The organism is Thermomicrobiales bacterium (genome assembly GCA_023954495.1).
In the GTDB taxonomy this organism is placed as follows: Bacteria; Chloroflexota; Chloroflexia; order Thermomicrobiales; family CFX8; genus JAMLIA01.
In genome coordinates this window covers 30,871-42,616 of record JAMLIA010000024.1, presented here as the reverse complement: position 1 = coordinate 42,616, position 11,746 = coordinate 30,871, and the positions used below count along the sequence as shown (strand labels likewise).

At 61.5% G+C, this 11,746-nt stretch carries 9 protein-coding genes; 2 read left to right on the top strand and 7 right to left on the bottom strand.

What is annotated here, in order from left to right; translation table 11 throughout:
* On the bottom strand, window positions 1–394 hold a 394-nt coding region (locus M9890_06845; GenBank protein ID MCO5176674.1), incomplete at its 3' end, for an NFACT family protein.
* Window positions 395–495: 101 nt separating this feature from the next.
* Between M9890_06845 and M9890_06840 the strand changes: the two genes are divergently transcribed.
* Window positions 496–1,176, top strand: a complete 681-nt coding sequence (locus M9890_06840; GenBank protein MCO5176673.1) for a guanylate kinase — start codon at window positions 496–498, stop codon at window positions 1,174–1,176.
* Here the strand turns inward: M9890_06840 and def are convergent.
* The 3 genes from def to M9890_06825 form a co-directional block, all read right to left on the bottom strand.
* Window positions 1,151–1,702, bottom strand: a complete 552-nt coding sequence (gene def / locus M9890_06835) for a peptide deformylase (protein MCO5176672.1) — start codon at window positions 1,700–1,702, stop codon at window positions 1,151–1,153. The genes M9890_06840 and def overlap by 26 nt on opposite strands.
* A gap of 74 nt (window positions 1,703–1,776) precedes the next feature.
* The gene (gene priA, locus M9890_06830; protein MCO5176671.1) at window positions 1,777–4,257 is read right to left on the bottom strand and encodes a primosomal protein N'; all 2,481 of its coding nucleotides are present in this window, start codon (window positions 4,255–4,257) and stop codon (window positions 1,777–1,779) included.
* A 64-nt stretch (window positions 4,258–4,321) separates the two neighbouring features.
* Window positions 4,322–5,314, bottom strand: a complete 993-nt coding sequence (locus tag M9890_06825) for a D-cysteine desulfhydrase family protein (protein ID MCO5176670.1) — start codon at window positions 5,312–5,314, stop codon at window positions 4,322–4,324.
* Window positions 5,315–5,606: 292 nt separating this feature from the next.
* Between M9890_06825 and M9890_06820 the strand changes: the two genes are divergently transcribed.
* Window positions 5,607–6,968, top strand: coding sequence for an aminotransferase class III-fold pyridoxal phosphate-dependent enzyme (locus M9890_06820; protein MCO5176669.1), 1,362 nt, complete (start codon window positions 5,607–5,609; stop codon window positions 6,966–6,968).
* A 79-nt stretch (window positions 6,969–7,047) separates the two neighbouring features.
* Here M9890_06820 and M9890_06815 read toward each other — a convergent pair whose 3' ends face one another.
* The 3 genes from M9890_06815 to M9890_06805 form a co-directional block, all read right to left on the bottom strand.
* The gene (locus tag M9890_06815) at window positions 7,048–8,001 is read right to left on the bottom strand and encodes a branched-chain amino acid transaminase (GenBank protein MCO5176668.1); all 954 of its coding nucleotides are present in this window, start codon (window positions 7,999–8,001) and stop codon (window positions 7,048–7,050) included.
* A gap of 224 nt (window positions 8,002–8,225) precedes the next feature.
* A complete protein-coding gene (locus M9890_06810) occupies window positions 8,226–10,109 on the bottom strand; it encodes an ABC transporter substrate-binding protein (protein ID MCO5176667.1) in 1,884 nt (627 codons plus the stop codon).
* Window positions 10,110–10,717: 608 nt separating this feature from the next.
* Window positions 10,718–11,737, bottom strand: coding sequence for an ABC transporter ATP-binding protein (locus M9890_06805; GenBank protein ID MCO5176666.1), 1,020 nt, complete (start codon window positions 11,735–11,737; stop codon window positions 10,718–10,720).
* Between the last annotated feature and the right edge of the window lie 9 nt (window positions 11,738–11,746).

The window sequence follows — 11,746 nt, the reverse complement described above, 5'->3', positions numbered from 1 at the left end:
ACATCGTCGTAGGGGTGACCTCAATATCGTCGTCCGTCGGCTCCGTGTTGTCGTCCTTGTTGGTCGCATCAACAGCCTTGGCTATACTCAGTCGGATAATCCGTTCGCCGGGCGGTTGGGAGATGTCCAGCAATCGACCCCCACGAGCGTATTTCCGGAGCAGAAGCAGCAGCGGCGACACGTGCTCCGTGTCGGCGTCAACGCGATCCGACGAAAGCCAGAATGCGGCGGCGTCCGGATGCGCATTCAAAATGAGCCAGGAACGTCGACGCTGGGCATACAGTTCAAACGCAAGTGTGCGAGCGTCGACATGCAGAACCTGTTGTATTCGTGCGTTGGCAAGCCGGCTGTCACATTCATGGACAAGCGCGGCGATCGTCAGGACGTCGTACACGGGCAACTCCGGCAGATTGATTCGCGAGCTTGGAAGCTCTACAACGAGTAGCGGGCGCCGACACGTGAGAGCGCAGCGCCTGATCCGGAGGTACCTGAGGAATGGGTGATCGGCATCTGGCGGCGCGACAGGAGTCGACTCGGTCGATGGATTATCGCGGCAATGAGCTGATCGCCGAGGTGCGAGCCTCGGTCCGTCCGCGTCTGTACGTCATATCAGGCCCGTCCGGCGTCGGCAAGGATACGATCATCGACAACCTGCGTCCGCGACTACCGGATTTCTACTTTGCCGTGACCGCGACAACGCGCCCACGACGCCCCGGTGAAATCGATGGCGTCCACTACTACTTCATGACGCCCGAGGAATTCGATCGCAATCTTGCCGACGGTGAGTTCATTGAGCACGCCGAAGTCTATGGCAATTGTTACGGGGTACTGAAAGGCGGCGTCCGTGCGGCACTTCGTGAGGGCCGCAACGCCATCGTCAAGGTCGATGTTCAGGGGGCGGCGAGTATCCGCGCGCTCTCTGCGGAAGCGATCATGATCTTTCTGATGCCGACGAGCATCGAAGAACTGACGCGCCGGCTCTGGACGCGCAAGACCGACGCGCGCGACGCCTTGCTACATCGAATCAACACCGCTGCACAGGAACTGGCCAGGGTTGGCGAGTTTGACTATCGCGTCTTCAACGAAGAGGGCCAGGTTGATCGAGCGCTCGACGACATCATGGCAATCATCTCAGCCGAGCAGCTGAAAGTTATTCAGCGAGAGGCGTCGCTGTAGCCTCGTCCTCGGCGGGCGCCGGGTAACGCAGCGTCGACCAGTCCACCATCCGATCGAAGAACAGAATCCCGTTCAGATGGTCGATCTCGTGTTGCATGACGCGAGCGAGATAATCGTGGGCCTTGATCTTCACCCGCTTGCCGTCGGTCGTGTGAGACCGAACGGTGATGGACGTGTAGCGCGGCACATCGCCGATGAGCTCCGGAAAGCTCAGGCAGCCTTCGACATCCATCTCCTGCCCACCAGCTCGCATGACTTCGGGGTTGATGAGCGTCAGGCGCGTCTCCGGTGAGTCCTCGTACTCGTAGCCCGCTGGAATCCGAATCACACAGATCTGTAGCAAGACTCCAACCTGCGGCGCGGCCAGCCCGACGCCGTGCTCGGCGTCGAGCGTTTCATAAAGGTCGCGTTCCAGATTGAGCAACGCGTCATCGAATGCTGCAATCGGCGCGCAACGCTGCCGCAGGCGATCGCTGATCTGGCTGTATCTTGGATCCGGCTCAGTTACAAGTTTGAGTAGTGCCATACTGAATTGCTGTCTCTCCTTCTCTCACAATTATACCGAGTGCGGGAATCGCGATTCGGATGTGTTTGGGTCAGTCAGAGCAGGTTGAGCGGATCGACATCGATCAGCCAGCCGGGATGCAGATTCAGATCACCGAGCAGCGTCGGCAGCGGCCCTCCGCGAACGACGATCTGCCAACCGTACTGGCTGCGGACCCGCGCCGAGAACGCCGGCGCAGGCCCGACAATGTCGATCCCCTGCAAGTCTGGCCGGGCGAGGATGGTCCGCTCCAGATGCCCTGCGACAGCTTCGGCCTCGTTGCGCGCCCGGGTTTCGTCGGTGTGGCGGATGACGAGGCGAGCCAGACGCTTGAACGGCGGATAGCCGTGGCGCGCGCGGAAGGCGATTTCCTCGCGATAGAACGCGGCGTAGTCGTGTGCCGCCGCAGTCGTGATCGCATAGTGCGCCGGGGAGTAGGTTTGCAGGACGACCTCGCCGCCGGATGCCCGGCGGCCGGCGCGGCCCGATACCTGTGTCAGCATCTGGAATGTGCGTTCTGCCGCGCGGATGTCTGGCAGATACAGGTAGGTATCGGCATTGATGACGCCGACTGCGGTGACATCAGGGAAGTCGAGTCCCTTCGAAACCATCTGCGTACCGACGATAATATCGACTTCGTGCCCTACGACACTGCGCATGAGGGTTTCGTGCGTGACATCGCCACGTAGCGCGTCCTGGTCCCATCGCAGCACACGGGCGTCGGGCATAACCTGCTGGATTTCGCTCTCGATCCGCTGCGTCCCTGTCCCGAAGTACCCAATCGCGTCGCTGCCACACTCGGGGCAACGCTGCGGAGTCGATTCGCGGTGACCGCAGCGATGGCAGATGACCCGCCCGACAGTGCGGTGGTAGACGAGCGGGATGTCGCAGTACGGGCATTGCGTCACGGTTCCGCAGGAACGGCACTGCACGATCGTTGACATGCCTCGCCGGTTGAGAAACAGGATGACCTGCTCGCGTCTCGCCAGTCGTTCGTGCATGACCTCCAGCAGGCGGCGGCTGAAGATCGACGGATTGTTGGCGCGGAGCTCTGCACGCATGTCGACGATCTCGGTTGTTGGCAGTGCGATAGGCCGCGCCACCATCTGGCCGTCGTCGCCGATGATCCGCTGCCCGACACGTTCACGCAGATCAACACGCGACCAGCCAGATCGCTCCGATCGATAGTACGTCTCGACATCTGGCGTTGCGCTACCAAGGATGAGCAGCGCCCGGTGCGCACTCGCCAGCTGCTCGGCGACTGCGCGTGCGTGGTAGCGCGGAACGGAGTCCTGCTTGTAGGAGCTATCGTGCTCCTCGTCGAGGACGATCAGGCCGACATCGCGCGACGGAGCGAACAGGGCTGAGCGAGGGCCGATGACGACGACTGGCTCGACGTCTCCGGCGCGCCGCCAGTTGGTGGCGCGTTCGCGGTCGGTGAGCGCTGAGTGCAGGATCAACGCCTGGTCGCCGAACCGCGAGCGGAACCTGGCAGCGATCTGACTGCTGAGTCCGATCTCGGGGACGAGCACGAGCGCCGAACGACCATTGGCGAGACACGTTGCTGCCGCGCGAAGATAGAGTTCCGTCTTGCCGCTGCCAGTGACACCGTGCAGCAGGATTGTGTGCGGCTCTGCGCCGGGCGCGAGATGCGGCCGAATGCGATCCCAGGCCGCAGCTTGCTCGTTGGTCAGATGAATCGACGAGGAGCCACGCTGCGGAGTCGCCACATCTTCTTGCAGCGGCTCGATCACGACCGAACCGCGTTGAGCCAATGTACGAAGCGTCGCCCGACTGATGCCAGAGATCTGCAATACCGAATCGAGCGGCATCGCCAGGTCCGGGCGCACGCGTAGTCGCGGCAGCAGCCAATCCATCGCCTCGACCTGCCGCGGCGCGCTGTCAGGGGGCCGCGGTCCGTCCGGGATCAGACGGATCTGCTCGACGACGCGTGGCCGTGGTTCGGGGCGATGACGCACTTTCGCGATGCGCTGCAGGATGCCGGCTGCTTCGAGCGCCGGGATAATCGTCGAGAGCGATGAGCCTTGTGAGCGCTGTGCGCGTTCGAGCGGCACCTCACCCTCAGCTGTCAGGAATGCGACGAGCCGCCGTTGAGCCGCCGTCAGCCGCGCCAGATCATCGTCAGATGGCTCGTGGCGCAACGAAAGGTACTCAACGGCCCGCGAACCGACTCCGGGTGGCAACATGACCGAGGCAGCCTCAAAGAGTGTGCAGACGGTCTCCTCAGCGATCCAGACCGCCAGCTGCCATTGCAGCGGCGTCAGGCAGAAGGACGGCTCGACAGGTGCATGGATCGGTCGCAGGCGTTCTTCGTTGACGGGTCGCCCGTGACGCTCGACGACGATGCCGAGGACGAGCTTCTTGCGCAGCGGCACCCAGATCAACTGCCCGACGTCGATATCCTCATCCAGCGACTGCGGCACGCGATAGGTGAGCGTGGCACGTCGATCCGAAAGCCGCGAATTTGGCGCGACTTCAGCAAACGGCGTTGGCGGCTGAATAGAACATGCGTTCATATATTGCAGTGTACATCCAGCCGCAACCGGCGTGAGCAGCCTACGCCGCTCACGCCCTGTTTCACTAGCTCAATACTGACTTGAGGAGATCGCGCTGCGCGAAGAGCGCCGGCGAACCGCCGGTATGCAGGAAGATGATGCTGTCGTCCGGCGTGTAGACACCGGCGCGGATGTCGGCAACCATGCCGGCAAACGCCTTCGACGTGTAGACCGGATCGAGGAGCACGGCCTCGGTTCGTGCGAGCATACTGATCGCTTCGATACCTTCGTTAGTCGGGATACCGTAACCCTCGCCGACATGACCGTCGTCGGCAATGAACGCATCATGTGGTGGCGTGGTGACGCCAAGCTCACTGGCTGCCCAACCCGCGACTTCCTCGGCGCGAGCGATGCCGTCAGCGCTGTTACCTTCGACGAGAACACCATTCAGCGCGAAGTCGAGGCCGTGTTGATGTGCGCCCACGACAATGCCACCCTGGGTGCCGCCAGAACCAGCAGCGAAGTACATTGCCTTTGGCGACAGGTCGTTCGACCAGAGTTGCTCGGCAAGCTCAAGCATGGCCGCGACATATCCCAGAGCGCCAATACCGTTCGAGCCCCCGACTGGAATCGGATAGGGGACACCGCCGTTGTCGGCCAGATCGGCCGCAACCTCGTCGACCTTCGCCTGGCGCTGGGAGCCGTCAGTGACGATGTGAACCTTTGCGTCGAGCAGCTTGTCGAGGAGCAAATTGCCCTGCACGTCCGGCTCCGGCGTCGCCGCATTCAGCACGAGATGGCATTCGAGACCAGCCATGCGCGCGGCAGCGGCTGTCTGACGGGCGTGATTCGACTGTGCAGCGCCGACGGTGATGAGATGCGTGGCACCGTTCGCCAGCGCGTCGGCAACAAGGTATTCGAGCTTGCGTGTCTTGTTGCCTCCCATTGCCAGGCCGGTCAAGTCGTCCCGCTTCAGGTAGATCTTCGGACCGCCCAACTCGGCTGTCAGCCGCGGGGCGAATTGCAGCGGCGTTGGTAGAGCCGCCAGCCGAAAGCGCGGATGTGCAGAAAGCCCCATTGCAGTTGTTCCTCCCACATGTGACAGAATCGCTTCATCTGTCGTCTATGTGCCCCGATAGATTTGATCCCCGAAGATCGTATCCGATTTCCCCGGGTCCGTCCTGAACGTGTGGAGCACGGTTGAAGCCCCGATCGACTCTCGCGCGTACTATTGGCGTAGCGCTTGGCGTAGCGCTGGATATCCAGGCAGCTGGAAGTTGGTGGCACGACATAGACATGTGCGAAATGGTTGGCGATAATGGCAAATCGGAGCCTGGATTGGCACCAGGATGAAGGAGGAGACCGTAGCGATGGCACAGACCACGAAGACTCTTGAGCAGGAATTCAGTGAAGAATTTGGCGGTTCGCGCCAGCGCGCGATGCAGTCGATTGAGCTCTTCCCTGCCGGTGTGACCCACGACTCGCGCTACGTCAAGCCGTTCCCGATCTATATCGATCGGGCGCAGGGCGCGAAGAAGTGGGACGTCGATGGCCACGAGCTGATCGACTATGCCGTCGGTCATGGGTCGCTGATTCTTGGCCACAATCACCCGAATATTGTCTCGGCCGTGAAGGCGCAGCTCGAGCGTGGCACGCACCTCGGTGCCAGCCACGACCAGGAGCTGATTTGGGCCGACAAGGTGCAGCAGCTGATTCCGTCGATGGAGCGGCTGAAGTTCACCTCGTCGGGGACCGAGTCGACCATGCTGGCGATTCGCGCCGCGCGCGCGTTTTCCGGCAAGAACAAGGTGCTGAAGTTCGAGGGCCATTTCCATGGCTGGCACGACTACGTGGCACGTGGTGAGCGACCGGGCGACGGCGACACGGAGATCCCCGGCATTCCACGTGAAGTCCTCGACCTGACGCTTGTCGCGTCGATTGACGACCTCGATGCAGTCGAGGCCTACCTGAAGGATGGCGATGTCGCTTGCGTGATCCTGGAGCCGAGCGGCGCGTCGTGGGCAACACTGCCGCCGAAGGAAGGCTTCCTCAAGGATCTGCGCGCGCTCACGGAGAAGTACGACACAATCCTTATCTTCGACGAGGTTATTACCGGCTTCCGCTGGGCTCCGGGCGGAGCGCAGGAGCGCTTTGGCATCAGGCCGGACATGACGACGCTGGCGAAGGTGGTCGCCGGTGGCTTGCCGGGCGGCTGCTTCGGCGGACGTCGGGACATCATGAGCGTCTTCGAGTTCAGCACCGATCCGAACCACAAGAAAATCTTCCACCCAGGCACCTACAACGGCAACCCGCTGTCGGCCGTCGCCGGAGCAGCCATGCTTGAGCTGGTTGCTGATCCTGAGGTGCAGAAGAAGGCCGATGCACTGGCCGAGCGACTCCGCGTCGGCTTCAACACTGCGCTGGTCAACCAGGATCTGCCGGGCTTCTGCTACGGTGAGTCGTCCGTCTTCCACCTGATCCTCGGCAAGACCTGCGGCAACATGCAGGCGGGCGATATTCGCCGACCTGAAGGCATGCAGCTTGCCGATCTGAAGGGTGGGCTGCCCGGTAAGCTGAAGAGCAGCCTGATCTCCGGCCTGATGCTGGAGGGCACCGACCTGACCTTCGGTGGTGGCTGGCTCAGCGCCGCACACACGACTGACGATATCGATAAGACGATCGCAGGGTTTGAGCGCACGATCGCGCGCATGCACGGCGAGGGCCTGCTCTAGGCATAACCGCGCTCGCAACGGGCACGCAAAAGCGGGGTGGCCTTTCGCCACCCCGCTTTGCTGTGTTGCTGCTCGGGTGTTAGTCCGCGACGGCGGCTGTTGCGGCGACACCAACGGCGGTGCGCCACTCCGGACGCAGGCCGGACTTGCCACGGAAGCAATCGTCCAGCAGCTCTTCGAGCTTGCGGGTGATCGGCCCGACATCACCGTTGCCGACCTGGTACCGATCGACAGACAGAACCGGCGTGATCTCAGCCGCAGTGCCCATCATGAACACCTCATCGGCGATGTAGAGCTCAGTGCGGTCGACTTCGCGTTCCTCGACTTGCAGGCCAAGCTCGTTCGCGGCGAGCTGAATGAGCGCGTCGCGGGTGATGCTCTCCAGGATGCTCTGGGTGACACCAGGAGTAATCAGCTTGCCGTCGCGCACGAAGGCGATGCAGGCTCCGCCACCCTCGGCCACCTTGCCATTCTCGTTCAGGATGATGGCGAGATCGTAGCCGTTCTGGGCCGCTTCCTGATTGGCGAGCTGGCCATTGCGATAGTTGGAGAGATTCTTGATCCGTGGCGGCATGACGTTCTCGGAGATGCGTCGCCACGACGAGATGCAGGCGTGCTTGCCGTTGCCGGAAAGCAAGTGCGAGGCGCTTGCATGTGTGTTGATCAGGATCTCCGTGTCGCCACCGATGGCGCTGAAGCCGCGTGAGCCACCGCCTCGATACGCAAGTGGCCGGATGTACGTATCCTCGCGCGTCTCGTTGGCACGCAGCAAATCGAGAATCGCCGCTTTGAGCTCCTCCATGTCGTGCGTTTCCGCGAGATGCACGAGCTTCATCGAGTTGCGGAAGCGCTGCATGTGCTCGTCCAGACGGAATACATAGAGCTCTTCTTGCTCGGCGTTCCAGTAGGCGCGAATACCTTCAAAGATCGCGCCAACAGTCGACCAGCCGAGTGCGGTCACGTGGACGTTTGCGTCGTCCCAGGCGACCTTCTCACCATTCCACCAGAGGTACGTTGGATTCCCTGCCGCCATCGCGTCAAGCACCTTTCTTCAGAGGGGCCGGCGGGTATTGCCGCGGTCCAATCGGTGATCAGGCTGCTAGCATAACAGAGGTTTCGCTGCAATCTACAGCCAAAACGGCCTGATCCAGACCGTCCAATTTGACACAAGTGTCGCCCGGGACATGTCGCTGGCGCGATTGAGGGGAGCCGTTCGGCTCCCCCCTTTCGCTGTGTGTGATGTCGTCGTGCGTGAGATCAGGCCGGCCGGCCCTCCATGTACACGCGGTTGTACATCGACACAAAGATATTGCCGTTCGGAATCCAGTAGCCCTGCTTGTTAACGGGGACACCCTTCATCCATGGCTTGTAGACGTCGTAGGCGTTGCGATACACGATCGGAACGTAGGCCACGTCCTCGTTCATGAGGCGCTCGCAGTTCCGATAGGCGTCCAGTCGATCTTCGGGGTCGGCTGCTTCCTTACCCTTGATCGTCCAGTCATCGAACTCCGGATTCGACCATGCCTGGCGCTTGCCGGTCTCCTTGTTGGAGTAGAACATGTCGAAGTAGCCGTTGTTCGGATCCGGATAGTCGTAGTACCAGCGAATCCAGCACATCTCGTAGTTGTTCTGGAATTGCAGGTCACGGAACGGCTGGAAGTCCATGATTTGCAGCTCGACCTGCAGGTTCATGTTCTCCAGGAGCTGCGCCGAGACGTCCTCGGCCATGATGGTGGAGTTCAGCTGGGCCTCGTTGCGGAGGATCATCGTGACCTTCGGCAGATCCTGGCCGGCGTACGTTGACGCGTCCAGATGCTCCTTGACCTTGTCCAGGTCGAAGTCCGAATAGTCCTTGAACTCCTCGCCGAAGTAGCCGAACACGCCCGGCGGGACCAGGCAGTAGGCCGGGTCGCCACCACCGTTGGTCAGGGTGTTCAGGCGCTCCTTGTCGACCGCGTGCTGCAGGGCGCGGCGCAGCTCGATGTCGTCGAACGGCGTCACGTTCGTGCCCGGCAGGATCTTCCAGATCAGCGGCTCGACCCACTTCTGGAGCTCGTCCTTCATAACCGGATCGGACTGGATGCGCGGGAGGTCTGCGCCCGGGACGACCGCCCAGTCGACCTCGCCGGCCTCGTACGGCAGCATGCCCTGCTCGGCTGGAACGATCTTCCAGTCGACCGTTTCAAGGATGATGTCCGTGTCCCAGTAGTTCGGGTTGCGCTCGAGCGTCAGATACTCGTCGTGTTTCCACTCGGTCAGCACGAATGCGCCGTTGGAGATAACCGGTCCGCCGGCCTCGGCCGGGTCGGTGAAGTTGCCGCCCTTGGCAGCCGATGGCAGGTGGGTCGGGAAGCAGGCGGCATAACCGGCGATAACCGGGAACATACCGCGCGGGCCAACCATGTCGACTTCAAGTGTCCAGTCGTCGACGGCACGGCAGCCGAGCGTGCTCGGATCTGCGCCGTTGAGGTTGATGTCCTCAGCTCCGACGATGTCGAACAGAATCGAGGCGTAGGCCCCCTTTGTCTCCGGATTGAGCAGGCGCGCCCACGAGCCGATGAACGTATCGGCTGTAACAGGGTCACCGTTGGAGAAGCCCTTGTTGTCCTTGCGCAGGTAGAAGGTCCACATCGACGCGTCGTCGTTTGGCTCCCACCGCTCGGCCCAGTCGGGGATAGGAATCAGGTCGGCATCGTATGTCAGCAAGCCAGACCAGATCGAGGCAGTACCGCCGCAATACAGGTCAGCGTTGAAATCATTGGAGGCCGGTTCCTGGCGAGCACCGATTGTGTGCAGAATCTGCTCGGCGTCGATACTGCCGGTCGAAGAATCTTCTGTCGGCTCCGCCGGGGCCTCGGTTGGCTCTGCGGGAGCCTCGGTCGCCTCCGCCGGGGCTTCGGTCGCCTCCGCAGGAGCCTCAGTCGCCTCTGCAGGAGCCTCGGTCGGGGCAGTTGTCGCCTCAGCCGGGGCTGTTGTTGCTGCTGGCTCGTCGTCGTCACCGCCGCAGGCAGCGAGAATCGAGCCGACCATTGGCGCAGCCATCGCGGCCGACGCGAACTTCAGGAACGATCGGCGGTCAACACCGATCCCGCGTAGGCGCGCTTCCAGGAGACGAACCTGTTCCTTATCGATTACAACCATCCGCGTTATCTCCCTACTCGTTGGCGGCTGCGTACGTCCTGCTTATTCGCCGATGCTCATTCCTGGCCCTGCATCTTGACGTGGACGCTTTCAACCGTCGGTCTACGATTTTGAAAGATGCCCTCACCTGGGGCGGTCGATCGATTTACGGTGTCCCCGCGGGACAGCGCCCTCCTCTCTGCGGACGTCCATAGATTTAGTGGTCTGTCTGGTGATGCTACCTATCTGTACGTCAGCACTACGGCTTCCGGACGCCTGAACCCCGGAAATCCGGTCTGACGCAGGATCCGTAGGCGATACGTTCTTGCTGCGACTGTCCCCGACTTGCGGCGCGCCGTCCTGCTGAACGTGCATCAGAACGATCACGCTGCACGCAGCAGCGCCCAACGGACATCATCACCGTCGCGGCCCTGCCGCGACATCGACCTTTCCCTGTGGAACGACGTGAACTATGTAACACAAGCATTCGTGGATTGGCAAGCGTATTTGTTTCAGTTTGCGGGATTCTCAGACAGGCTCGTTTCACCTGCCGAACGGAGTTGCCCGCGCCGTACCTGCGCCCAGAGTCGACGCAGATGGTGGGTCGCGTTGCATTCAAACCGGTATGCCTAGACGGCATAGTGGCAAGCCACCCAATGACCCGGCTCAATCTCTCGCATTTCCGGCTCAACCTCAGCACAGTTCGGTCGCGCGATTGGGCAGCGAGGATGAAACCGACATCCAGTCGGAGGATTCGCAGGACTAGGGACGTCGCCTTCAAGAATGATGCGTTCGCGCTTGCGACCCGGGTCGACAATCGGAATGGCGGAGATGAGCGCCTGGGTATACGGATGCTTCGGGCGCTCGGTGATCTCTCTCGATTCGCCGATCTCAACCATTTTGCCGAGATACATCACGCCAACACGGTCGCTGATGTGCGCGACAACGGCGAGGTTATGAGCGATGAAGAGGTACGTCAGATTGAACTCTGTCTGAAGCTGTCGCAGCAGATTCAGCACCTGCGCCTGAACCGACACATCAAGCGCCGATACCGGCTCGTCGCAGATAACCAGCTCCGGCTGCAGCGCCAATGCGCGTGCGATGCCGATGCGCTGTCGCTGGCCGCCGGAAAACTCGTGCGGATAGCGATTGACAAAGTACGAGTTCAGACCAACGACTTGCAGCAGCTCGCGAACGCGATTGCGACGTTCGTCGCGAGAACCGATGCCGTAAATATTCAGTGGCTCAGCGACAATTGAGCCGACCGTCATGCGTGGATCGAGCGATGCCGAGGGATCCTGGAAGATCATCTGCAACGCACGCCGGTGCTTGCGCATGTCCGCTGCGCCCAGCGACGAAATGTCATTGCCGTTGAAGACGACTGTTCCGGCGGTCGGGTTGTAAAGTCGGATGATCGTTTGCCCCAGCGTTGTCTTGCCGCAGCCGGACTCACCGACGAGGCCGAACGTCTCGCCTCGGCGAATGCTGAACGACACATCGTCCACGGCGCGAATGTTGAGCTCGCTGCCGCGTGAAAGCAGTCCACCACCCATCCTGAAATGCTTCTTGAGGTTTTTAACCTCAAGGATGGTGTCGCCGCTCGCGGCAGACGCGGTTGCTGGCTCTTGAACTTCAGTGGCCAAACTCATCTCGATTCT